At 41.7% G+C, this 23,414-nt stretch carries 19 protein-coding genes; 5 read left to right on the forward strand and 14 right to left on the reverse strand.

Annotated features, from left to right (window positions below; genetic code table 11):
• Positions 1 to 18: 18 nt before the first annotated feature.
• Both LK453_RS08110 and LK453_RS08115 read left to right on the forward strand, forming a co-directional pair.
• Positions 19 to 366, forward strand: coding sequence for a hypothetical protein (locus LK453_RS08110; protein WP_201537136.1), 348 nt, complete (start codon positions 19 to 21; stop codon positions 364 to 366).
• 158 nt (positions 367 to 524) lie between these two features.
• Complete coding sequence (locus LK453_RS08115; protein WP_201529863.1) at positions 525 to 872, forward strand: hypothetical protein; 348 nt, start codon at positions 525 to 527, stop codon at positions 870 to 872.
• A 182-nt stretch (positions 873 to 1,054) separates the two neighbouring features.
• Here LK453_RS08115 and LK453_RS08120 read toward each other — a convergent pair whose 3' ends face one another.
• From LK453_RS08120 to LK453_RS08130, 3 genes are all read right to left on the reverse strand, one after another.
• A complete protein-coding gene (locus LK453_RS08120; RefSeq protein ID WP_201537139.1) occupies positions 1,055 to 2,056 on the reverse strand; it encodes an LLM class flavin-dependent oxidoreductase in 1,002 nt (333 codons plus the stop codon).
• A 281-nt stretch (positions 2,057 to 2,337) separates the two neighbouring features.
• Positions 2,338 to 4,887: a membrane-bound PQQ-dependent dehydrogenase, glucose/quinate/shikimate family gene (locus LK453_RS08125; RefSeq protein WP_201537142.1), complete on the reverse strand. Its 2,550-nt coding sequence runs from the start codon at positions 4,885 to 4,887 to the stop codon at positions 2,338 to 2,340.
• A gap of 465 nt (positions 4,888 to 5,352) precedes the next feature.
• Entirely contained in the window at positions 5,353 to 6,282 is a 930-nt protein-coding gene (locus LK453_RS08130) for a LysR substrate-binding domain-containing protein (protein ID WP_201529869.1), read from the reverse strand.
• Positions 6,283 to 6,564: 282 nt separating this feature from the next.
• Here LK453_RS08130 and LK453_RS08135 point away from each other — a divergent pair, with 282 nt between their 5' ends.
• The 3 genes from LK453_RS08135 to LK453_RS08145 all read left to right on the forward strand — a co-directional run bounded on the left by LK453_RS08135 (position 6,565) and on the right by LK453_RS08145 (position 9,965).
• Positions 6,565 to 8,463, forward strand: coding sequence for an AmpG family muropeptide MFS transporter (locus tag LK453_RS08135; protein WP_201537146.1), 1,899 nt, complete (start codon positions 6,565 to 6,567; stop codon positions 8,461 to 8,463).
• Between the two features lie 17 nt (positions 8,464 to 8,480).
• Entirely contained in the window at positions 8,481 to 9,383 is a 903-nt protein-coding gene (prmC, locus tag LK453_RS08140) for a peptide chain release factor N(5)-glutamine methyltransferase (protein ID WP_201537149.1), read from the forward strand.
• A 126-nt stretch (positions 9,384 to 9,509) separates the two neighbouring features.
• A complete protein-coding gene (locus tag LK453_RS08145) occupies positions 9,510 to 9,965 on the forward strand; it encodes a DMT family transporter (protein ID WP_201537152.1) in 456 nt (151 codons plus the stop codon).
• A gap of 42 nt (positions 9,966 to 10,007) precedes the next feature.
• On the opposite strand, the gene LK453_RS08150 is transcribed toward LK453_RS08145, so the two are convergent.
• From LK453_RS08150 to trmB, 11 genes are all read right to left on the reverse strand, one after another.
• Positions 10,008 to 10,790: an AraC family transcriptional regulator gene (locus tag LK453_RS08150; protein WP_201537154.1), complete on the reverse strand. Its 783-nt coding sequence runs from the start codon at positions 10,788 to 10,790 to the stop codon at positions 10,008 to 10,010.
• A gap of 160 nt (positions 10,791 to 10,950) precedes the next feature.
• Positions 10,951 to 13,398 (reverse strand): bifunctional 23S rRNA (guanine(2069)-N(7))-methyltransferase RlmK/23S rRNA (guanine(2445)-N(2))-methyltransferase RlmL, encoded by a 2,448-nt coding sequence (rlmKL, locus tag LK453_RS08155; RefSeq protein WP_201537157.1) that lies wholly within the window; start codon positions 13,396 to 13,398, stop codon positions 10,951 to 10,953.
• 228 nt (positions 13,399 to 13,626) lie between these two features.
• Positions 13,627 to 14,832, reverse strand: a complete 1,206-nt coding sequence (locus tag LK453_RS08160) for a mechanosensitive ion channel family protein (RefSeq protein WP_227674421.1) — start codon at positions 14,830 to 14,832, stop codon at positions 13,627 to 13,629.
• Between the two features lie 252 nt (positions 14,833 to 15,084).
• Complete coding sequence (locus tag LK453_RS08165; RefSeq protein WP_201537163.1) at positions 15,085 to 16,632, reverse strand: dihydrolipoyl dehydrogenase; 1,548 nt, start codon at positions 16,630 to 16,632, stop codon at positions 15,085 to 15,087.
• 107 nt (positions 16,633 to 16,739) lie between these two features.
• Entirely contained in the window at positions 16,740 to 17,234 is a 495-nt protein-coding gene (locus LK453_RS08170; RefSeq protein WP_201537166.1) for a peroxiredoxin, read from the reverse strand.
• A gap of 534 nt (positions 17,235 to 17,768) precedes the next feature.
• Entirely contained in the window at positions 17,769 to 18,224 is a 456-nt protein-coding gene (locus LK453_RS08175) for a carboxymuconolactone decarboxylase family protein (protein WP_201537169.1), read from the reverse strand.
• Between the two features lie 382 nt (positions 18,225 to 18,606).
• Positions 18,607 to 18,954, reverse strand: coding sequence for a hypothetical protein (locus LK453_RS08180; protein WP_201537172.1), 348 nt, complete (start codon positions 18,952 to 18,954; stop codon positions 18,607 to 18,609).
• 458 nt (positions 18,955 to 19,412) lie between these two features.
• Complete coding sequence (queC, locus tag LK453_RS08185) at positions 19,413 to 20,219, reverse strand: 7-cyano-7-deazaguanine synthase QueC (RefSeq protein WP_227674420.1); 807 nt, start codon at positions 20,217 to 20,219, stop codon at positions 19,413 to 19,415.
• Between the two features lie 227 nt (positions 20,220 to 20,446).
• A complete protein-coding gene (locus LK453_RS08190) occupies positions 20,447 to 21,307 on the reverse strand; it encodes a DODA-type extradiol aromatic ring-opening family dioxygenase (protein ID WP_227674419.1) in 861 nt (286 codons plus the stop codon).
• 53 nt (positions 21,308 to 21,360) lie between these two features.
• A complete protein-coding gene (gene rlmH, locus LK453_RS08195) occupies positions 21,361 to 21,849 on the reverse strand; it encodes a 23S rRNA (pseudouridine(1915)-N(3))-methyltransferase RlmH (RefSeq protein ID WP_044298357.1) in 489 nt (162 codons plus the stop codon).
• 657 nt (positions 21,850 to 22,506) lie between these two features.
• Complete coding sequence (gene trmB / locus LK453_RS08200) at positions 22,507 to 23,379, reverse strand: tRNA (guanosine(46)-N7)-methyltransferase TrmB (RefSeq protein WP_201541882.1); 873 nt, start codon at positions 23,377 to 23,379, stop codon at positions 22,507 to 22,509.
• Positions 23,380 to 23,414: the final 35 nt, after the last annotated feature.

Consider the following 23,414-nt stretch of genomic DNA (forward strand, 5'->3'; position numbering starts at 1 on the left):
AATAGTGATACTTATATTATGATGAAAAAAAACAGCTTGTCGCTTTGTTTGGCAGGCTCTCTATGGTTATTAACCGTCACTGCTCAGGCAATGCCAACTCATGAGGTTATCTTTATTAAGGGCAGTAACTGTGGCACTTATCAAGGAGATTTAACTTCAGGGGCGCTGTTTAGTATAGAGATGAATGCCAATCAACAACTGGTTATTAGCACAGATGGGCATGTGCAATCAGTGACAGATAGCCAAGGAGAGATATTGGAAGATAAGGGCGGGGCAAACTATCGTTATGATTCTAAGCATACTAGCACCCATACTATTAAGATGGTTGGCAGAATCGATAGTGCGGTCGAATTCTGTGTTTATTAAGGTTTTATAATGTTTAACGATGATATATTAATATTTAAATCTCTCTAATGGTTTAACCATATTGTAAGTCAGTGAATACGGTGATATATTGATTTGAGAAGGTATTTCATTTACCACACCTTTAATCGCCATTTGGCCTATTACACTGAGTATTCATTATGAAATCTAAAGTTATAGCAAAAGCTGGTCTTGTTGGTGTGATAATGTCTCTGTCTTTGACTGCGCAAGCGTTACCCACAAGCCAAGTAGTATTCGCAAAAGGTAGCTACTGTGGAAGTTACACAGGTGACCTAAGTAAAGGGCGGGTATTTAAAGTCTCGCTAGGTGCCAATCAAGAGCTGGTTATCAATACCGATGGCCATGTTCAGTCGGTTAAAGACAGCAAAGGCAGACGACTGGCCGATCATGGCGATTCCGACTATAGGTATTACACCCGTTCAAAAGGCGAGCATAGAATTACGATGGTAGGCTCGGGTTTCAGTTCTGCTGAATTTTGTGCGTATTAGTCGCTTGATGGCTTGCTGATTACCTTAAACTGATCAAATTAAATTACCTTAAACCTTTCAAATTAAACAGTTGAATCAAAAAAAGCCGATAAATTAATATCGGCTTTTTTTATGTTATCTCAGGCAAAAATGCCACTTAATTGCCACAAACAGGATGGCGAACAAGGTTGATTAAGGGTTGCTTAAGGTTTTAAATCAAACACCCCTAACTCAGGCACCAATTCAAGAGAACGCAAACGTGCCTGTTGGTCGTAGATATTGGCAGTGACCATTAGCTCATCAGGCTTGTGCTCTTCAATAAAGTGCTCTAATAGAGGACGGACGCGTCCAACGCTACCGACGAATGAGACTGCTAACGCATCTTCAACCATAGCTTGCTCTGGGGCACTCCAGATACCTTCCATAGACTCTACAGGAGCAGGTACCTGTCCTCGACCACCGCGACGTAAACGAACAAAACTTTGCTGCGCAGAGGTAAAGTGATAACGCGCGGTTTGCTCATCATCCGCCAATAACATATTGGCCGCTAACATCACATAAGGCTTATCTAGATAAGGTGAGGGTTCAAAGTTTTCACGATAAGTGGCAATAGCTTGGGTCATCATGCGTGGTGCAAAATGTGAGGCAAAAGAGTAAGGAAGCCCCAGTTTCGCTGCTAAGGTGGCGCCAAATAATGAAGAGCCTAGAATCCAGATAGGCACATTACTGTGTGCACCTGGGAAAGCTTGAACTGGACTATCGTCTGAATCTTTGCCTAGGAAGAATAAAAGCTCCTGCACATCTTGCGGGAAACGGTCCGCATCATGCATCTGACGACGCAGTGCTCTAAAGGTAGCACCATCGGTACCGGGTGCACGGCCTAACCCTAAATCAATACGGTCACCGTACAAAGCCTGCAAGGTGCCAAATTGTTCAGCAACTACCAAAGGGGCATGGTTGGGTAGCATAACCCCGCCTGAGCCAATGCGAATGTTGTCAGTTTTGGCACCAATGTGCGCTAACAGGACTGAAGTTGCGGCACTGGCAATACCTGGCATATTATGGTGTTCTGCCATCCAGTAACGGTTCAAACCAACAGCTTCGGCTTTTTGTGCCATCTTAACAGTATAAGAGGCACCTTGAGAGGTGGTTTGGCCCTCAGGAACGGGGGCAAGGTCTAAAAAGGAAAGAGGTATAGAAGTCATAATGTATCCACTAATTGTTGTCAGTTATTTTTAAGGGCTTTTTGAGGGTTATTTTCAAAATTTAATTTTGCCGATTGTTTTAATAGTTGTTTTTGATAGCTATTTTTAACAATTCTGTACCTAATGATATGACCCTTAGTGGCTAAGGTTTCAAGTAAATATCGATGATTTTAATAAATCATAACAATCTATAAAACGGCACAACCCATTCAAAAAAAGGTGCCCTAAGGCACCTTTTTTTATTGGAGTGGTAATGATTTCACTACTAAGAATGAGCCGTATTATTTGGCAAGTTTATAAGCAATAACATAATCGCCAATTTCAGTGCCCACTGAGCCATGACCACCTGCGACAAGCACCACCATCTGCTCACCTTTAGAGTTTAGATAAGTCATCGGGGTTGCTTGCCCGCCTGCAGGAATACGCTGATTCCATAAGACGTCGCCGGTTTTTAAGTCATAAGCTCTAAAGTTATTTTCAGTCGCTGCTGATAAGAAAGCGACGCCTCCTTTGGTGATGATAGGACCACCAATACCCGGCACGCCTAGTTCAAACTTCAAGGGCAGAGGTGATAAGTCTTGTACCGTACCATTCTTACGCTGATAGGCAATTTCGCCAGTACTTAAATTAGCTGCTGCTATCGTACCCCAAGGTGGCTGCTGACAAGGAACGCCTAAAGGAGATAAAAATGGTCCCATTTCCACTGCATAGTCTGCACCTTCATTAGCATTAACCCCTTGTTCACCTTTGTTGGTTTCGACATCACCCAAGCTGTCTTTAGGAATAAGCTTTGAGGTGAATGCCAAATAAGTTGGCATACCAAACATAACGCCATTTTCAGGATCAACCGCTAAGCTGCCCCAGTTAAAGGTACCGAAGTTACCAGGATATACCAGTGTACCTTGAGTAGAAGGTGGGGTATATCTACCCTCATAATTGAGTTTATTAAATTCAATACGGCACATCATCTGATCTAGAAGACTGGCGCCCCACATGTCTTTTTCAGTGAGCGGCTTAGGCTCAAAGCTCAAAGCAGAGTAAGGTTGGGTTGGTGAAGCATGCTCGCCTTTGATCAAATGGTTCTGCGAGGCAGGACGTTCTTTGATAGGCAGAATAGGCTTACCAGTAGCGCGGTTCAACACATAAACATCACCCTGTTTGGTCGGTACCACAAGTGCTGGCTCAACACCTTTGTCTGTTTTTAGATCAATTAAGCTTGGCTGTGCCGGAGTATCCATGTCCCATAAGTCATGGTGAACAAATTGCTGTACCCAGCGTGCTTGGCCTGTTTTTAAATCTAAAGCTACCACCGATGTGGCATATTTTTCTTCTGCAGGTGAGCGGTATACTCCCAATTGGTCTGGGGTACGGTTGCCCATGGGGAAATATGCTAAGCCTAATTTTTCATCGGCACTGGCAATCGCCCAAGAGTTGGGTGAGCTAGTTTTGTAAGTTTGATTTGGATCGTTAATATCTAAAGGCTTAGTGTCTTCAGGATTGCCTGCATCCCAGTTCCACATAAGTTGCCCAGTATTCACGTCATAAGCACGAATGACCCCAGAAGGAGAGTTAATGTCATAGTTATCATTGACCGCTCCCGCTACAATAATTACGTCACTTGCCACAATAGGTGGAGAAGTAGAGTAGTAATAACCGGCCTGTTTAAAGGGCATATTGTGCATTAAATCGATCGCACCCTCGTTACCGAAATCTTGACAACGCTGTCCTGTTTCAGGGTTAAGCGCATACAATTTAGCATCTGAGGTAGGAATGAATATTTTTGCATCACACTGAGTGGTTGCTTTTGTGAAGGTATTGCCTTCAACTTTTTGGGCTTTAATATCGGTAGTAATACTGGTCTGAGGGTTGGTACCGGCATAAAAAGAGACACCACGGCACGTTTGATGTTGACGTTGTAAGTTCTCGCCTACTTTAGGGTCGAATTTCCATAAGGCCTCGCCCGTATCGGCATCCAAAGCCAACGCCCAGTTATGAGGGGTACACATATACAGTGCATTACCTAGTTTCAAAGGAGTCGCCTGATAGGTGGTTTCCCCAACATCGTTAGGGCCCTTAACATCTCCGGTCTGAATTTGCCACGCCACTTCTAAGTTTTTGACATTGTCAGTATTAATTTGAGTCAAGGGTGAGTAGCGTTGGCCATAATCAGTACGTCCATAAGCACTCCATTCACCCTCTGGAGTTTGTTGACCGTTCGATAAAGGATCTCCCAGATTAGCAGGGGTAGCAGAGTCACCTTTTAAATCTAGGACACCGAGTTTATCAGTCGCATTATTTGCCATACTACCAAAGGACACCGCTGCACCGGCCACCACACTGGCCAATAAGGCCCAGTAATAGGCTGATTTTTTTGGACCCTCATTATGTTCGCCTTCATTAGCAGAAGGTAAGTCTGCTGTTGCTTGCGGTGAAGAGGTATTTAAAGGGGTATTTGAAGTAATGCCTGAAGCGTTATGTAAAGTATTATTAGAAGGCCCAGTTAATACTTTGATTTTTTGAGTACCCATCTTTCTGGCCACCCAAGGCAATAGCATCAATAGACCGAAAATTAATGGGAAGCCTAGGCGAGTTGCTAATGCCCACCAATAGAATCCAGATTCCCATACTGCCCAGATAACCGAGCCTATAATAAAAATGCTATATAGGGCATAGGCCAACCATTGGCGTTTAAGCAGTAACCAAGCAGAGGCCAGCATCAATACACCGGCGACCACATAGTAAGGACTGCCCCCCAAATAAAGTAAGTAACCGCCACCTATAACTAGCGGTAGTGCAAATAAGCACATGATAATGGATAGAAATTTTTGCATAAGAGGACATTCCTTATGGTATTAAGCCAATGGATAAGGTCACACAACGGCTATCATTAGCAAAAATAAAAACCGACCTTAAAAAATAGACTTCAAGAAATCTTGATAACAAGGCCGTTGTTTTTTGAATATTTTAGTGAGTTGTTTTTAATTAAAGTGCTTAATTTGAGTGCTTGATTTAACGTTTAATCTAGGAAGATTGATTGTTCTATGTAGGAGTGGTTTTAAGTAAATGAATAACCAGCAAGTTTAAGTAAATAACAAGCAGGGTGTTTGTTATAGACAATAATAGTGAGGTAACAAAGCAGACAAATTAATGTGTATTCTAGACTATTTTAGTAGGATATGACGAGTGATTATGATCGGCTGCTTACAAAAACTAAAAAAAACTCTTGCGGTGAGCAAGAGTTTTTTAAATCTATACCAAACTTTGGAGGTAGCACTGCTATAGGCAATGAGAGACTTCTAGTTGCCGAATTGTTGTTGGCAAAGTTTGATGAATGCTTTACCAAAGTGACGAATTTCAGCGTCATCACGCACTGCAATCCAACTGGTAAAACGGCCGAAGTGATCTACCGGAATAGCGGTTAAGTTTTGATAATGACCCGGCTCAAAAGCCATTTCAGCGATAATCCCCACTCCCAGACCAGCACCAACATAGGTGCTAATCACGTCAGCATCAAGCGCTGCTAATACAATTTCTGGCTCAAGTCCAGCTTCATGGAATGTTTGGTCAATAGCACCACGACCAGTAAAGCCACCATGGTAGGTAACTAGCGGATAGCTGGCTAGCGTAGGGAGGTCGATACTCTCAAGTCCAGCAAGCTCATGGTCTTTGGGCACGATAACTCGGTGTGACCAATCATAATATCGATAGCAACGTAGATAAGAGTTTTGCAATAAAGCTTCTGTGGCAATACCTATATCCGCTTGACCGCGAATCACCATGTTGGCAATGGTTTGGGGATCGGCTTGCTGTAGCACCAGCTGTACTTTTGGAAACTGCTCTTTGAACTTTTTAATAATCTCTGGCAATACATAGCGGGCCTGAGTATGGGTAGTCGCTAACGTTAAGGTTCCGGTTTGAGGATTGTTGTAATCCAGACTGATATTTTCGATGGTACGAATTTCAGTAAAAATCGACTCAATATGAGGCAGCAATGCTTCGCCTACAGGGGTTAAACCCGTAAGACGTTTGCCTTGACGAACGAATACTTCAGCTTTGAGTTGATTCTCTAACGCTGAAATATGTTTTGATAAGCTTGATTGGCTGGTATGTAACACTTGAGCAGCTTGGCTTAGATTATAGCCATTAATCACGGTATGCCAAACGGTCTCTAACTGTTTGAGTTGAATCTGTAAGTGTCTTTGGTTGACGACGACATCAATTGCCATAAATGTATCCTGTATCACTTGTGCTTAATACATACTCAATAAATTGTAGGTGCCTAAAATATGGGCTTATTATAAAGCAGAAGTGTGGGGTAAGTAGCGGGTCATTATAAAAGGGGTTAAGCGGGTTAATCCGAACATTATACCGTTATTTAGTGAGATATCACTATTTTCAACATATTTGAAAAATTAGGGAATTGTACGCTTGATACGATACGGCTAGTCAATTATCTCATTCTAAAGTAACATAACGGTTTTTCCGATATTTATAATGATAGGTCTACTATGTCTGTATCGACCCCAACTCATAAAGATGGCTCAAAATCTGAGCTAACTGCCCCTCCCAAAAAATCATGGATTGATTCTTTAAGAGCATTTAAAGACCTTCGGGTACTTATTATGTTCTTTTTAGGCTTTGCAGCTGGTCTGCCTATTATGCTTATTTTCTCAAGCTTAGGACTGTGGCTGAATGAGGCAGGCGTAGATCTTAGTATTATCACCATGTTTAGTTGGGCAGGCCTCGGCTATGCCTTTAAATTTATCTGGGCACCTCTCATTGATGCCATCCCTGTTCCTATATTAACCAAATGGCTAGGACGTAGACGGGCGTGGATGGTAGTAGCACAGCTACTTATCATCTTGGCCATTTATCTGATGGCAAGTGTCAACCCTGCCGAGCTCAATGTGTTACATCTTATGGCAGCAGGGTCTGTGCTTTTAGGGTTTTCGGCGGCCACTCAAGATATTGTGATTGATGCATATCGTATTGAGTTGGCACCACCAGAGATGCAGCCGGTACTGTCTTCAATCTATGTCACCGGCTATCGCATTGGTATGATTGTCGCCGGTGCAGGGTCATTGTATTTGGCCGTATACTTTGGCTCTACTGAAAATGCCTATAGTTATGAAGCATGGCGTAATACCTATTATGTGATGGCAGTGATTATGACCTTGCCTTTATTAACCACTTTTGCCGGTTACGAGCCAACGGCTGAGATTTTGCAGGTTAAGAAGCAACAGCTGAATTTAAAGCTTTTTTCTATATATTCCGCTATTTTGTTGGTGCCCGGTACCGTAATTGGTCTGCCATATTTAGTAGAAACCTTATATAACCGATTATCAGGCAGTAGCATTGTCATCGTTCCTGAAGCCGTTTATCCGATACTAAACAATTATTTTGCGGTGACAATCGGTATTGCACCCTTTTTATTACTGTTCTTCTTGATAAACCAGCCGAAAATCATCAATAAAGCGCCTACAGTGACCGAATCTAAGAATGATTACCTCAGGTTGGTGTTGGTGTTTGTGCTGTCGGTGGCCATATTTATTGCAGGTTTTAATCTTCTTGGTAAAGTACTTCCAGAATTTGAAGATGCATTAGCGGCATTTTTAATCGCCACAGTTCGCCTATTAGCAAGTTTGGGCTTGGCAATTATCAGCGGTTTATTATTGGTCAAAGTAGGTTTGGTCAAAAAAGAGGTAGCAATGGCGACTTGGATCAATCCTATTTTGGATTTCTTCCGTCGTTATGGCAAAAAAGCACTGCTACTTTTGGCATTAATAGGCTTGTACCGTATTTCAGATATCGTCGCAGGCGTTATCTCAAACGTCTTTTATCAAGAAATGGGCTTTGATAAAACTCAAATCGCCGATGCAGTGAAGTTGGTTGGGGTCATTATGGCCATAGTAGGCGGCTTCTTAGGCGGCATGCTGGCGCAAAGAATGCGTATTATGCAGGTAATGATGCTTGGGGCTATCTTAGCGTCTTCTACCAACTTGTTATTTATCTTGCTGACTTATCATCAAGGCAGTGTCGAGTACATGTACTTCGCGGTAATTGTCGATAACCTAGCATCAGGCTTTGCAAGTATGGTGTTTATTGCCTTCTTATCTGCTTTAACTTCCATTAAATTTACCGCGGTTCAGTATGCGATTTTCTCCTCTATCATGACTTTGATTCCTAAAGTTATCGGTGGCTACTCAGGCTCTATCGTAGAAGCTACCAGCTGGCCATTTTTCTTTACCTTTACCTTCGTGATTGGTATTCCTATTTTAGTACTGATTTATTTGGTAGATAAATATATTGTCATTGGCGGTAATGATGACATTTATGGCGATGATGTGGCGGCAAGTCAGCTAGGTATTGACGATGCTGTCAACACTCAGCCTGAAAGCAAGAAATAACACAAGGTAGGGTATCAATGAGCGCGCAGCAGCGAGTGAGCGTCAGCCAAATTAAAAAAAATGACTACGGTGATTTGCCTGCGCACTGGGTATGTGACTGGCTGTTGCATATATTACAAAAACCACCGTCATTTTTGATTACTGATGGCAATTATCAGTTAACTGACGCTGAACAAGCGCAGTTTAATACCGGCATTGCTCAGATGCAGGCTGGCAAGCCGTTGGCCTATTTGACCGGTAAGCAAGCGTTTTGGTCGCTAGAATTTGAGGTGAATGAGCACACTTTGATTCCAAGGCCAGATACTGAGGTTTTAGTAGAGCAAGTGCTAGACTGGATTAGCCAGCGTAAAAATAGTCTAAGTGTTTTGAATAACGAACCGATTGTGGCACCTTATCAACTGTTAGATTTGGGTACAGGGTCGGGGTGCATTGCGATTAGTTTGGCTCATGAGTTGGCTACTATTTATCCCAAACAGTGGCAGGTAACTGCGCTTGATTTTTCAACTGAAGCATTAGCGGTGGCCAAACGTAATGCTCAGCTTAATAGAGTTAGTAATATAGAGTTTCTACACAGTGATTGGTTTTCAGTATTTCAGGACTCTGAGGATACTGACAAACCACTGTTCGATGTTATCGTCTCTAACCCTCCTTATATCGTCGATAATGACCATCACCTAGATAAACTTAAAGCTGAGCCACTATCAGCCTTAGTTGCACCAGACAATGGGCTAGGGGATATCAAACAGATTGCCGAGCAAGCTAGAGATTATTTAGCCCGTGGTGGCCTATTGGCGGTTGAACATGGTTATGATCAAGGTGAATTGGTACGCCAAATGTTCACTGATTTTGGTTATGATCAGGTAAAAACCATGAAAGATTACGGTGGTAATGATAGGGTTACTTGGGGTGTTTACGGTTAACTCTTATAAAACTCCCTTTAATTACCTGAATAGCTTATTTTATATCTCAAAAAGGTAGTTTTCTTGCTTTGATATCGCCGATGTCGGCATACTTTTCTACAAAGTAACTGTATAGGCAAGCAAGCGATGAACGTCCTACCTTATATCATTATCAGTCTATTCGGCGGTGCGATTGTACCGCTGCAACTTGCGATGGTGAATGCTTTTCGAGAAAGTACTCAAGCTTCGCAAATTCAGTCTACTTTCTATTTATACCTTGGTGGCACTATTGCCTCATTAGCAATGTCCTACTTTATAAGTGGCGGCATTAAACCACCAGAAGTTGCTAACGCAAGTTGGTGGATGTGGTTACCAGGGTTTCTCGGCAGTCTTTATATCTTATTTATGTTTATTGCTGCGCCGAAGATTGGGTCGGGTAATACACTACTGTGGGTGTTTTTAGGGCAGATGTATTTTGCGCTAATTTTAAGTCAAACAGGTCTATTTGGATTAGAAATTAAAAGAATTGACATCTATAAGATCTCAGGTCTTTTGCTTGTGACTTTAGGTGGCCTAGTAATGATTTATGGTGAGTCAAGATAATAACCTGTGCTAGAAACATCGGCTTTATAAAAGAAACTTAAGCTAGGGTTTGATACGCATCTTATTAGGTGTCTGGTTGTACGTCGTTCTAAAACGCCTTATAAATGCTGGTACGCTGCGATAGCCACATTGTTCGGCAATGATAGTGAGTGGTAAGTCTGTATTTAAGATAAGTCCTAGCGCTTTTTGCATACGTCTCTGAGTAATGTAGTCATTTGGCAAGCATCCTAGCTGCTGCTTGAATACAACCTTAAATTGACTGGGACTGAGGCAGGCAGTATCTGCCAAAGATGCAATGCAGTGAGGGGCTGCAATATCTTGGTTTATCTCATTAATAACCTTGATAATCCGAGGATCTGGGCGGTTAGGCCTATCGATACAGCAAATGAGTTCGGTAAATAGTTCGAGCATAAGCGCCTCAATTGTAGTATTGCCCGCTGTCGTTAATTGCTTTTCGATAAACTGAATAAATAACAGTATTTTTTCATCAAGATAAAAGTGTAAATCACTGTTTTGATAGCCATCAGTTTGATAAGTATCGTTGTTAGACTTAACGTTGTTTTGCAGTAAATCATTCAATTCGAATGTTTCCGGTAAGTTTATTACTAGAAAACGAAAATTTTCTTGAGCTTTGAACTGATGAAAAGTATGGTTGGGTATAACAACCGCTTCACCATAATGGACGTTAAGCACCTCATTGTTCATTATCATGTTGATAGTGCCAGTGAGAGGAATAGTGATTTGAGGATGACTGTGACTATGCCCTTTTGGCTGCTGACCATAGGTTCGAATAAATAAACGCTTAGGGTTAGGGATGTTATTCATGAAAAGCTTTCCATCGAATCATAGCAATGAGCCTAGAATACATTATTATTAAAATAAATATAATCGTACTAATGGCAGATACAGTGATTACCAACCTAAAAAAGCCCCGCTAGATTACCTAGCGGGGCTTTTATTTTTAAATATCAGAACAAATAACTGCTTAAAGCTTATGACGAATCTCAAAGCTTTGGTGAATTGGCTTTTTAGGATTAAAATCAAACCCGATAGTTTGATTGGTAATCTCAACAACATCGTAACGATCATACAACTCTTCATCTAGCTCGAAACGAGTGAAGTTATTAGAGAAATATATTACCCCACCATTGGCCAAACGGTTCATTGCTCGGTTAATAAGCGCCGTATGGTCACGCTGTACATCAAAAGTGCCTTGGAACTTCTTCGAGTTTGAGAAAGTAGGCGGATCAATAAAAATAACGTCAAACTGATCGGTATTGTCTTTAATCCAATCAAAGATATCTGAAGCAATAAACTGATAGCGGCTGGTCGTCACATCCAAGCCATTTAAGGCAAAGTTTTGCTTGCCCCAATCTAAGTAGTTCTGAGATAAGTCGACACTGGTGACCGATTTAGCACCACCAAGGGCAGCGTGGACACTGGCAGTACAAGTATAAGCAAATAGATTCAATACGTCGGCACCACGACTGGCCGAGCGAATCATGCTGCGCATATTACGGTGGTCAATGAACAAACCTGTGTCCAAATAGTCAGTAAAGTTGACATAAAAATAAGCGCCATCTTCTTGAACCACATGCATCTTACGCTTTTTCTGAGCCAGTTTTTGAGCCTCTAAACGCTTTGCCTCTTCACGGGCCTGTTGGAACTTATTGCCCTTATAGCGGTTGCGATTGTCCTTTTTAGGCGGCTCATTGCTGTCTTTAGCGTCTTTTGATTGGGCACTTGCTTCAGGGTTGCCGTATTGAGTGTTACCGACTTGGCGCGCGCGGGTTTTAATAAAGATTTGTTCACGGTTAATGCCAAATACCTCACGGATACCCATTAGTGCTAAGTTAAAGCGCTTACGGGCTGTCTCAGGTGGAATAGTCTTTGGTGGCGCCCACTCTTGTACATGAACGTAATCGCCATACACATCAATAGCCACCTTATAATCCGGTAGGTCAGCATCATATACGCGTAGGTTGGTTACATCTTCTTTGGCCGCCAATTTTTTAAGATGATTGACGTTTTTTTGGAGACGGTTCACAAAGTCTTGTGCTTCATCAACTTTAATTTCTGTTTTCTCAAAGCGATCGATTAAGCTATCGCCTTCTTTACGGATCAATTGACCATGACGGAAGTAAACCGTAATGGCACCATTATGGCAACGCAGCGTCTGCGGATCTTCGATAGGCAGCACGTCTGCTTGCTCAACATGGGCCGCCAATAAGCCCAACATAGGTTGGTATTTTTGTTTTTCAAAAATTTCTTGTAGCGTTAAGCCTAAGCCTTGGTATAGCGGTTTGATAAAGTCCACTTCACCCAAACGTTCGCCATATGGCGGATTGGTAATTACCAAAGGACGCTTAAGTTTTCTGTCCAAAAGAGGTTTGGCCAATGCCATTTTTAACTGAGATAACGGACGTTGCTCTAAGGTCAAATGTGGGATCAGTTCAATCAGACCGGCGGCAATGAGGTTTTTATGCGTTGCTTTAATGGCACCTGCATCGGCATCAAATCCTAGTATAGTGGGCAATTTGCCAGCGGCGGCTTTTTCTAGTCCGTTATGGAAACGCTCTTGAGCATCGACCACACACTGTTGCCATAGGTCGCTGTTGTGCTCTTGCCAGTTATAAAAACCAAATTGTGACTCAGCTTTATCAATACCGACCGCATAATCGCAATGCATTAACAAGGCTTCAATGATAAAGGTACCTGAACCACACATAGGGTCAATTAAGGCACTGTAGCTGTTTTTCTTTTTGTGCCAACCGACGGTATATAACAGGCCAGCGGCTAAGTTTTCTTTCAGCGGCGCATCCGTCATCGCCACACGATAGCCACGACGGTGAAGACTGGTACCAGATAGGTCTAAAAATATCTCAGCTTGCTTCTCATTAACGGTAGCATAGATAGGGAAATCAGGGTGATTGCTGTCCACATCAGGACGGGCATCTAGCTTTTCGCTAAACGTATCAGCGATAGCGTCTTTAATACGTAGCATGGCAAACTGTTGGCTAACTTGAACCCTTTTATCGACACTCATACGAATGGCGAAAGTATTGTCTAAGCCAAACCACTCAGTCCAATCTACGGTCTTTGCTAGGCCATTCAACTGCTCTGCCACATCATAGTCTTTATTGATATTGCGCTTTTTAATAGGCAGTAATACGCGAGATGCGACACGTGACCACAAGCAAATTTTATAAATTTGCTCTAAGGTGGCATTGATAGCAATACGGCCCGTGCTTTTAAGCTCGCTGCTAATAGCCATGCTATCAAGCTCAGTTTGCAGGGGGGCTTCTAAGCCATCAGCACAAGTGACGATAATATCGAAGCGTTTGTCTACACTTGATGCCGCCATAATACTGTCTTCAGTTTGAAGGCTTAGGTCATTGTTGGTAGAAGTGTTTTCTGATGTTGGGGTGGACATATTTGGCCTTTACGTTATATTTTCTAATTCAATCTTCAGACCCTTAAATGAAATGAGGGGGATTGAGTTTAAAGTATGCTTTTTAAAAAGGGACTTATTGTGACAAGTAGGCTGACAATTAAGCCGATAGGAAGGAGTGGTGCTTTAATTAAGGGTGATTTTAACACACTCGCCTAGCAGGGCATAACAAGACGCTAAAAATAACCTTATTTCCATGCTACTTTTACGCTATTTAATATCATCTGTATCAGCTTGTTTGTCGTTTTGCTTTAACAGCACTTCAACCTCAGGGGCTTGTTTTTGAAAGGGCATATTGGACGTCATATCCGTCGGCATGATAAGGCGCATATGCGGGTAGGGAATATTGATACCTGCTTTTTCAAAGCCCCCTTTAATTTTCTCTTGCAAGGTTTCTTTGATAATAGGCATACGGGCAACGGCAGCAGGTTTGACCCAATAACGGATAATAAATACAGTCCCAAAGTCGCTGATATGATCCACAGTGGCTGAAGGTTCAGGGCGCTTTAGAATGTTTTCAGCTTCGTCAAGCACCTGCATGATCACGTTTCTAGCTTTTTCAATATCAGCCTCTAGGGCAATACGAGCCTGAATATCAAAACGAATGAAGTTTTTTGAGGTGAGATTGGTTACCTCAGAGGAGGCAACGGTAGCATTTGGAATGATGACAGTGATATTGTCTCGCGTTAAAATATGAGTGGTACGCAGCGAGATTAAAATAACTCGGCCTTCTTTATCGCCAATACTAATCCAGTCACCCACTTTAAATGACTGCTCAAGTAAAATAGTAATCCCTGAAATAAAGTTGGCAATCGTCGATTGGGCCGCAAAACCAACTGCCAAACCCAAAATACCCAGACCCGCAACCAACGAGACGATGTCAAAGCCAAACTGAGCCATGACACTGGCTAAGCCGAGTACGATAATTAATACTGAAAAGACGTTTTTAAGCAGTTGTTCTATGGAAGCATTGAGCCCATAGTGCTTTAGTATTCGGCTAATGACCTGCTCTGAAGTGGTCCATAGCACATAGTAAATGCCGGCCCAAATACTGGCTTTAGCGGTCGCGGAGACAGTAGAGGGATCTACACTAATTTGACTCATAATGGCAAGAACGCAACTGACCAACCAGATATAGCGCAATACTGAGCGAATAATACTGAGCCGTCTGTCAGATAGCTTTAAGCGTTCTTGATAGCGTTGAACAATATAAGTGAATAACCAGTATAGAAATCCGACAATCAGCAATAAGATAATAATCTTAATGGTGGTACTGGCAAGTTCCACACCACGAGACGCCCAATCTCGACTTTCTTCTTCTAAATCACCGCCGATAGCAAGGTATAAGCTCGAATATAAATCGTGCAAGATCTCTTGAAAAAATGCGCTAATTTGTGAGCCAGTCTCTCTTGCCATTATCATTCCTATCCAGATTGGTTTCGCTTAACGGTCCGTTTTATCGCTTTTAACCTTATTAATATACAACAAAATGACGATAAGTTGAGAATGCCTTGCTATCAAGGACACATTAGAGCCTATAAAATCATTGTTTGCTATAGAACATTCTTTACTATAAAAGGTTTTCTATAAAACGTTCTCTACAAAAAACACCCTGCAAGTAAGCGAGCAGGGTGTTTATTAATGGTCAATAAATAAATGTGGCAGAGATTAGGATTGATACTCTCTTATCTTGCCAGCCACATCACGCAAAGCGGTGCGTAGACCTTCAAGAATCGTAGGGTGGTAGAAGGGGCTGGCCAGTAAACCATCGATGTCTAGTTTGTTGGTAATGGCAGTCGCTAAAATATGCGCAATGTACTCAGCGTCCGGTCCCACCATACTTGCCCCTAAAATAAGGCTACTTTTAGGACAGGCATAAATACGAAGTAGACCACAGTTAACGCCCATTACTCGGCTACGGCCTTGATTGTCAAAGCTGACCTCACCAATCACACAAGGTTGGTGTGCCTCTTCAATCTCACTTAAAGACTGGCCGACACTCATAATTTGCGGCGCACTAAAGATAACGGACATCGCTGTGGTTGCCGTGTGCGACTTATCGGGTGCCATATCGTTAAGTATGGTGCTGTCCTTAGAGCAGTCTGGATCTTTGGCGATAGCCTCACTCAGGTCAATTTCATCAGCCTTACCGCTGATAATGAGCGCTACCTCTTTACCAGATAGATAACCCTCGTTACTTGAAACATGCAACAATGGCATGTAAGCGTTGGCATCGCCGACAATATAGACATTGGTGTCTTTTATTTTGCCTGTCAGTTTGTCCATATCTAATGGGCGATTTTTATCATCTAGATGAACACCCACATGCTCAAGACCTAGGGTATGAAGTGAGTTGCGTCGACCCGTCGCCGCCAGCACTTTTTCACCGCGCCAAGTTTGAGCGTTGCCATCGGCATCCGTATAGTTAATAACTGCTTGTGCGGGACTGACGCTGTCATCACGAGAAACACTTTCAATCTTGGTGTCTAAGCGTAAATCGAGCTGGTTTGAAAAACAAGCAATCGCTTTTTGATTAATGGAATCGTCTTTTATACCGCCCACATTCTTGCTGCGATTAAAGATAGCAACTTCTACGCCCAATCGGCTCATCGCTTGTGCCAGCTCAAGCCCGATGGCACCGGTACCCACCACGGCCATAGACTTCGGTAAATCAGATAACTCAAAGATAGTATCTGAAGTAATAAGCGTGTCGCCTAGAGATAGTTTCCAGCCTTCCGGTACAGAAGGTTTAAAGCCCGTAGCAACAATGATATGGTCAGCTTTGACATATTCAATGTCGCCCGTTGCAGTATGTGCTTCGATAAGCCCAGATTCTGAGAACACCGCACGGCCATATATTTTGCTATTTTCGTCCCAACTTTCGACATTCTTTAGAGGAAAACTCGAGAAACGATCGCGTTCGTCTTGGACTCGTTTCATGACTTGCTTGCCATTGATAGTGGCATTTCCCTCTATTCCGAACTCATCAGAATGATTGGCATGATAAGCTCGGTCTGCCGCCGCAATTAATAGCTTACTGGGCATACAACCCATGGTAGTACAAGTGGTCGACCAAATGCCTTCATTGATAATGACTAGATTGTCTGTGGCCTTACTAATCTGACGATAGGCATTATGTCCTGCAGTACCAGCGCCAATAATAGCGGCATCAACGTGACGAATGGATTTTTTTGAGTCTGTATTAGTTTGCGTCATAGTATGCGGGTTCCTAAATATAAATAATGAATCTAAAGGGTTCTATTATCTCTAGTCTCAATGCCATTCTAGTCTCAATGACAAAAGCCAAAAATTTTGCTTATAGTCTAAGATAAGGTCTCAAGCAATCTATCAGCATAGTCTTTGGCACGTAAATTACGCTGAGCATGTGTTAGCTTGCCATCTTTATCAAACACGAAAGTTGACCGTACTAGACCTAAGGTCTTTTTGCCATACATGTTTTTTTCTTTAATAACATCGAAGTGTTGACAAAGTTTTTCATCAGTATCACTGATTAAAGGAATTTCTAACTCCTTTTTTTCGATGAACTTCTTATGCGAGTCAATGCTGTCTCTTGATACTCCGATAATGTCATAGCCTAACTTATCGAATTCATTTAGCTTGGCAGTAAAGTCGACCGCTTGTGTGGTACAGCCTGGGGTGTTGTCACGAGGATAGAAATAAAGAATTAAGCCTTTGTCCTTGTTTTCAACAAACTGATCGAGCAAAATTTCACTTTCGACCATTTCATCGTCTATCTTTTGTACGATAGGCATGGGAAAGTCGGGTAGGGTAATAACTTCATCAGTGGGTTTGGCCATAATAAATAGCTTCCTAGTTATCAATCGTTAAGTTATCAATGTCTAGCAATTATTATTTTAATTTATGCTGTAAAAAAAGGCTGACATCTGTTTGATTTTTGCGACATTAATCGTCTTAATTCATGCAGCCTTTTTATATTAAAAACCATACTAAAACTCTAAGAGCTTTGTTTAAAGTCCTTGATACATATATGGTTTTTACGACTGCTATTCTTATTAAAGACGATGTTGTATAAACTCATACTACAATGTTTTACATCAAAATTGGTTACCAGTTTGGTTACCAGATTAATAGAAATGGTTACCAGTTTGGTTGTCAAAATAGATATCACTATCAATAGTGATAATAGAAAACATACACTATGAAAGACAAAGTCTTAGCGTTACCTGTAAGACCGGATAAGAGTAGGTCATGTGAATTAGGAAATTTAGGCAGATTTTTATAAGGGCAAGCTAATAGGCGGGGTTTTTACATTATTAAAAGAGATTTAGTAATAAGTAAGAGATAAGTTGTTAAAGCTTATGAATCTAGTGTTACTGTTCAATGGCAGCCTGGGGAGTGCTTCTGAAACTAATCGCTAGGCGGTTGTAGGCATTCATTAGACTAATGGCAAGTGTTAAGTCGACCAGCTCTTTTTCTGAAAATACTTCTTTGGCCAGATGAAAATCATCATCAGGTACGCCAGTATCAGCAACCTTGGTTACTGATTCAGCCCATGCCAAGGCCGCTTGTTCTCTATCATCGAATAGCTCACCAGCTTCTCTCCAGGCTTGAACCAATGCTAACTTCTCTATAGGCACGTTTTTTTTACTCAAATCTCTGGTGTGCATATCCAAACAAAATGCACAGTTATTGATTTGAGAAACACGTAAAAATACTAACTCGATAAATTCTGAAGGTAATCCACACTGTAGAACATAGCTATAGACTGCCCCTAATGCTTTTGCGCCATCAGGCGATACTTCATTGTAATCAATACGTTGAGTCATAGGTAATGTCCTAAATTTATTATATAAAAATTCATGGCCTAGCTTAGATTCCGCTTTAGATTCTGCTAAGGAAGGTTGTTCATTTGTATGCCTAAAATTGATAAAGATAAAGAGCCATAATCTCTCCACTCTAGCATAGGTCTTAAACGATAGAAAAAGTACATTTGACCCTAATTGCCTCTGACCCTAATTGCCTCTAAACAGTGTTCACCATATTGGTTGCCCTCTAACAATAGTTAATATTAAAACCTCCACCAATCAAAAAACTAAAGCACAAAAAAAGGCTGACATCTGTCAGCCTAGTTTGGTAGCTTTACTATTCATAAATAGTCGAATGTATTTACTTGCTACTTATTTACTTACTATTTATTTCGGTGCTTAATTATTTGCCTGGCTTTTGAGGTGGGTTTAGTTTTAAGCCTTTGGTGCACTGCTGTAGACTATTTTGCATAGTTTTGGCGTAAGGTAGGGTGGCAGGATCTTTACCACTTTGCGCATAGCTTTCAATTTCCCACATTTGGCCTAAAGTCATTTTGCTGCGCACATCAACTGTACAGCTGCATAACTTCTTGGCGGTAGCATTGTCTGCTACTTTATAATCCACTGCGCCCTTTACACATTTGTTAATCTGGTCTTGTTTGATATCTAATGCTTGAGCAGGCGCTGCAAACATAACGGCAGAAGCACCTAGTGCCACAAGAGGTAAAACCTTCTTTGAAATAAAATTCATGAATAAAAATCCTTTAGAGGCTTAAAGTAGTAAATAACAATATTCAAATCAGCCAAGTCCATCTTAATCAACTTAGTCACAATTAATCTAAACTTATTATAATTATGACAGTCTGATAATGATTTTCAGCCTTGGCTCTGAACCTGCTTAATCTAACAGCATACCTTACCAACCTGATAGCTAGATTAATAATGAATTTTGCTATTGAGTTGCAAATAAATGTTGCTACTCAGTTACAAGTCACATTGATAAAGGGCCGTGCTGTCTTTTTGCCTCAATCATTACCTAATTTTTGGCTTAAAAATATGACATAGGCAATGACATAAACAGAAATAATTATAGACCCTATTGACTAAAAAAGCTTTGAAAACCATAACAATATAACAAGCCGCTGCTAAACATAATTATCTATAAGTTATTTAGCAGCTATCTATTAGCTATATAGCCTTAGCTAAACGCTATTCAGCAGCGTAGCGGGTTGGGTCAGCCAGACCAGCATCGCTAAAGCCTCTTTTGCGTAACGTACAGCTGTCACAGATACCGCAGGCACGACCTTCTGCATCTGCTTTATAGCAAGAAATAGTCTGTGAATAATCCACACCTAGAGAGTTGCCTAGTTGGATAGTTTGCGCTTTAGAAAGCTTTTGTAGCGGGGTTTGAATATGCAGTTTATGTCCGGTCACCCCAGCTTTAGTGGCTAAGTTCGCCATCACCTCGAAGGCCTCAATATATTCTGGACGACAGTCCGGATAGCCTGAGTAATCTACTGAGCTTACGCCAATGACAATATGATTGGCATCGGTTACTTCAGCGACGGCAAGCGCATACGATAAAAATATGGTATTGCGGGCAGGCACATAAGTATTAGGAATAGCGTCATTATCAATAGTATCTGTGTGGGTTGGGAACTTATCGGCATCGCCATCAGGAACTGTCATATCATGATCGGTCAAGGATGAGCCACCCAACTGCGCAATGTCGATATCAATAATTTTATGATCGACACCAGCCTGTTTGGCAATGGTTTTGGCAGCAACCAACTCACTATTATGACGCTGACCATAATTAAAGCTGACGGCAGTGACTTTACTATAACGACTCTTAGCCCAATACAAACAAGTTACCGAATCCAAACCACCCGATAGCAACACCACGGCATTTTGTTGGGCGTCGGTGGCTATATTAGAGGCTGCGTTTGATTCTACTTGTAAAGAGTCGTTTGTGTTTCCAGCGCTAGGTGAGGCAGTCGTTATTGAGTCAGTCATAGGATAAATACCGTGTTTATAAGAGGGCTATTGATTACGCAGCTTAAGCCAGCTTCAGTGTGTTGCTTATAATGGCACTGCTTGAAAGTACAGCGTTTAAAATAGAAGCAGAAGCGACTGAGTAAATAAAAGGCTTAAAAGTTAAGGGCGAGTAGCCGAGAATAAAGTAAAGGAAAAAAGCGACATTTTACCAAAAATAAGACGAGTATGCGGTTATTTATAGCTCATTAATCAAAGCGGTAAAAATCCATGCCCAAACTATGATGGGCCATACTTTCATGGACCACAGACACCCGTTGACCACAGCCTAAAGCAAAAAATAATGGCAAGAGGTGTTCTGAAGTAGGGTGCACCTTATCGATATCCGCAAATTTGTCCCATTCTAAAGCATCAGGAATATTGGTTTTCAGTTGCTTTAACAGCCATACCTTAAACGACTTAGCTAATTGGTCTTCAGTGTCTGCATGCCACTTTATCGCACCCAAATTATGTGTGATGTTGCCGGAACCAATGACCAAAATTTGCTCTTCACGTAATTTAGAAAACAAGCTGCCCAACTGATAACAGGCATAAGCATCGAAGTAGCTAGGTAATGAAAGCTGCACTACTGGGATATCAGCTTCAGGGTAAAGATGCATTAATGGGACCCAGACCCCGTGGTCCAGAGGACGTAACGGATTCAAACGGTTCATTATGCCCATTTTACTAAGCTGAGTAGACAGTGATTCTGCCAATGCAGGCGCCCCTTTGGCAGGATATTCAATTTGGTGTAAAGCACTATCAAAGCCTGAAAAATCATGCCAAGTTTGCGGTTGGGCGTTGCTTGCTATCTCTAACGAAGCAGTTACCCAGTGCGCTGACATGATAATAATGGCTTTGGGCTTGGGAAGATTTTGTCCAGTGCGGGCAAGTGCATTGGTCGTGGTGTTTTTTTCCAAAGCCAGTGTGGGGGCACCATGTGAAATAAACAATGCTGGCAATGTGGATTGCGGCGGATTAGCGTCTAGCACCTCGCTACTGGTCAGCGACTTAAAAGTCGTAGTAGCGCGATAGTCTTGCAAGCTGTGAGATAGATTAGAATTATTCATAGCTTAGATATGGGGACAAAAGCGGTATTTTAAACCTGAAGTGCACATCTAAACTAATTACCTCGGTGGTAAGGGTGGTTGTTATTGATACTCATGGCACGGTACAACTGCTCCATTAATACCACTCGCACTAAAGGATGGGGCAGAGTCAACGCCGAAAGAGACCATTTAAAGTCTGCCGCTGCTAAGACTTCAGGAGAAACCCCGTCAGGACCACCAATCACTAAAGCTACATCATCGCCCAGCTGCATGGCGTCACTAAGTTTGTCGGCAAGCTGTTCAGTTGACAGCATTTTACCTTTAACATCTAGTACCCATAGTTTTTCACGCGGGTTGTTTTGATGCGCAGCAAGAATGCTTTTGCCCTCGGTTTCTCTATATTGAGCCAAATTGGCCTCCGAAGGATTTTTGGCTCTCTTGGCAGCAGGCAAATCTAAAATATCCGTACTAAGCATTGGCTGAATACGTTTGTGATACTCATTAAATCCCGTATCTACCCAACTTGGCATCTTGCTACCAATACTTAAAATACGTAATTTCATAACTGCATGAGCCTTATGGTTAAAATTTAAAAGCTGGCTGTAAAACTGGCTATATGGGTTACTATTTTCTTTTTTAACCCTGCTATTTTGTACTAAAATAATCCTATTAAACAAATGGACCTAAAATGTTTCAAATGTCAACAGGTGACCCCTTGATTTTTTGACTTATCCACAGTAATTTTAAGACCGTCTGGTCAAATTGTGAAACATCATCATTGAGTACTTTATTAGGGTCAAAATATTTATAATAAGAGTTTAATGAGGAGACATGCTGGATAAATTATTGATTTTATTGATAAAAATAATTGTACAAAAAATGAGCAATTTTATCCAAAGCCGTATGTTATCTAGGGTATAACTTGTCAAGTATAGGGTTATCCACAGACTTATCCACAGGTTGTGGGGAAAACTCTTGTTTTCCTTACCAGACAAGCGTTTGCAGCACTAACTCAGCGAGGACTGTAAAATTTACTCAATACCAATAAATCGTCAATAACTAGAAATTTTAAACTAAAAAACTATAAATCCTTTAAATAACGCCTGATTTTCTAGCCTAATATAGCGATGTTCCACATCGGCTCTGGATTAAAAAATGACAGAGACGAACTTTTTTAAAGCTATTTCAGAAAGGTTCGAACCAAATTTGAACCATGCCTACTAGTCTTTGGTATAAATTAAGTCCCAAACTCCATGACCTCTATCAATACCGCGTTTCTCAAATTTTGTCATAGGACGAAAATCTGGACGAGGGGTGAAGTTACCTTTCCCTGCTGTATTGGTCAGCCCTTCAAAGTTATCTAGCACCTCTAACATCCAAAATGCATAATGTTCCCAGTCCGTTGCTGTATGGAACCAGCCGCCTTGGTTTAGCACACGGGTGACAATTTCCATACGCTTTGGGCTAACAAAGCGGCGCTTATAATGACGCTTTTTTTGCCAAGGATCAGGAAAATAAAGTTGGATACGGTCAATATGATTCTCAGGCAGTTGCTGCATTAAACCAATGGCATCACCGTTGATAATCTTTAGGTTGGTCAGGCCTTCTTCATTGGCCATAAAAGCGCACTTACCAATACCTGGCTCATGTACTTCAATACCGACGAAGTTGCGACTAGGTTCGGCTTTGGCCATTTCAATTAATGAGCCCCCCATGCCAAACCCAATCTCAAAGGTCAACGGGGCGTCAGGGCCATTGGGTGTCTGCTCAGTATCTGCAAATAAGGCGCGCAAATCTGTGATGTCGTCGATAATACCTTGGCCTCTATCGTCCATAGTATTGACGATATATTTAGCATAGATAGGGTGTGTTAACGCTTGCTCGGCATTTTTATTAAGGTGAGTGCGGCGCTTCATAAAGGTTTTGATTAGGCGTGGGTAAGCCGCGTCATGATCATCAGACTCAGCTAGATCAGTATTTTGCTCAGCGGCACTTTCTGTTACCGGATCGATAGCATTATCCTTCACGTCGGTAGTTTCAGAGGTTGGTAAGCTATCTTCGGTAGGGGTGTTCGGAGTATTCTCAGCGCTCATATTAAAAAAATCGTCCACTATTGGTATTATCAAAT

Origin of the sequence: Psychrobacter sanguinis (assembly GCF_020736705.1) — a bacterium.
Lineage (GTDB): Bacteria > Pseudomonadota > Gammaproteobacteria > Pseudomonadales > Moraxellaceae > Psychrobacter > Psychrobacter sanguinis.

Coding starts and splice junctions, on each gene's coding strand:
- LK453_RS08135 (WP_201537146.1), top strand. CDS start 6,565: ATGTCTGTATCGACCCCAACTCATAAAGATGGCTCAAAATCTGAGCTA.
- rlmH (WP_044298357.1), bottom strand. CDS start 21,849: ATGAAATTACGTATTTTAAGTATTGGTAGCAAGATGCCAAGTTGGGTA.
- LK453_RS08130 (WP_201529869.1), bottom strand. CDS start 6,282: ATGGCAATTGATGTCGTCGTCAACCAAAGACACTTACAGATTCAACTC.
- LK453_RS08190 (WP_227674419.1), bottom strand. CDS start 21,307: ATGAATAATTCTAATCTATCTCACAGCTTGCAAGACTATCGCGCTACT.
- LK453_RS08110 (WP_201537136.1), top strand. CDS start 19: ATGATGAAAAAAAACAGCTTGTCGCTTTGTTTGGCAGGCTCTCTATGG.
- LK453_RS08165 (WP_201537163.1), bottom strand. CDS start 16,632: ATGACGCAAACTAATACAGACTCAAAAAAATCCATTCGTCACGTTGAT.
- LK453_RS08150 (WP_201537154.1), bottom strand. CDS start 10,790: ATGAATAACATCCCTAACCCTAAGCGTTTATTTATTCGAACCTATGGT.
- prmC (WP_201537149.1), top strand. CDS start 8,481: ATGAGCGCGCAGCAGCGAGTGAGCGTCAGCCAAATTAAAAAAAATGAC.
- LK453_RS08145 (WP_201537152.1), top strand. CDS start 9,510: ATGAACGTCCTACCTTATATCATTATCAGTCTATTCGGCGGTGCGATT.
- trmB (WP_201541882.1), bottom strand. CDS start 23,379: ATGAGCGCTGAGAATACTCCGAACACCCCTACCGAAGATAGCTTACCA.
- LK453_RS08170 (WP_201537166.1), bottom strand. CDS start 17,234: ATGGCCAAACCCACTGATGAAGTTATTACCCTACCCGACTTTCCCATG.
- LK453_RS08175 (WP_201537169.1), bottom strand. CDS start 18,224: ATGACTCAACGTATTGATTACAATGAAGTATCGCCTGATGGCGCAAAA.
- rlmKL (WP_201537157.1), bottom strand. CDS start 13,398: ATGTCCACCCCAACATCAGAAAACACTTCTACCAACAATGACCTAAGC.
- LK453_RS08180 (WP_201537172.1), bottom strand. CDS start 18,954: ATGAATTTTATTTCAAAGAAGGTTTTACCTCTTGTGGCACTAGGTGCT.
- LK453_RS08120 (WP_201537139.1), bottom strand. CDS start 2,056: ATGACTTCTATACCTCTTTCCTTTTTAGACCTTGCCCCCGTTCCTGAG.
- queC (WP_227674420.1), bottom strand. CDS start 20,219: ATGACTGACTCAATAACGACTGCCTCACCTAGCGCTGGAAACACAAAC.
- LK453_RS08125 (WP_201537142.1), bottom strand. CDS start 4,887: ATGCAAAAATTTCTATCCATTATCATGTGCTTATTTGCACTACCGCTA.
- LK453_RS08115 (WP_201529863.1), top strand. CDS start 525: ATGAAATCTAAAGTTATAGCAAAAGCTGGTCTTGTTGGTGTGATAATG.
- LK453_RS08160 (WP_227674421.1), bottom strand. CDS start 14,832: ATGGCAAGAGAGACTGGCTCACAAATTAGCGCATTTTTTCAAGAGATC.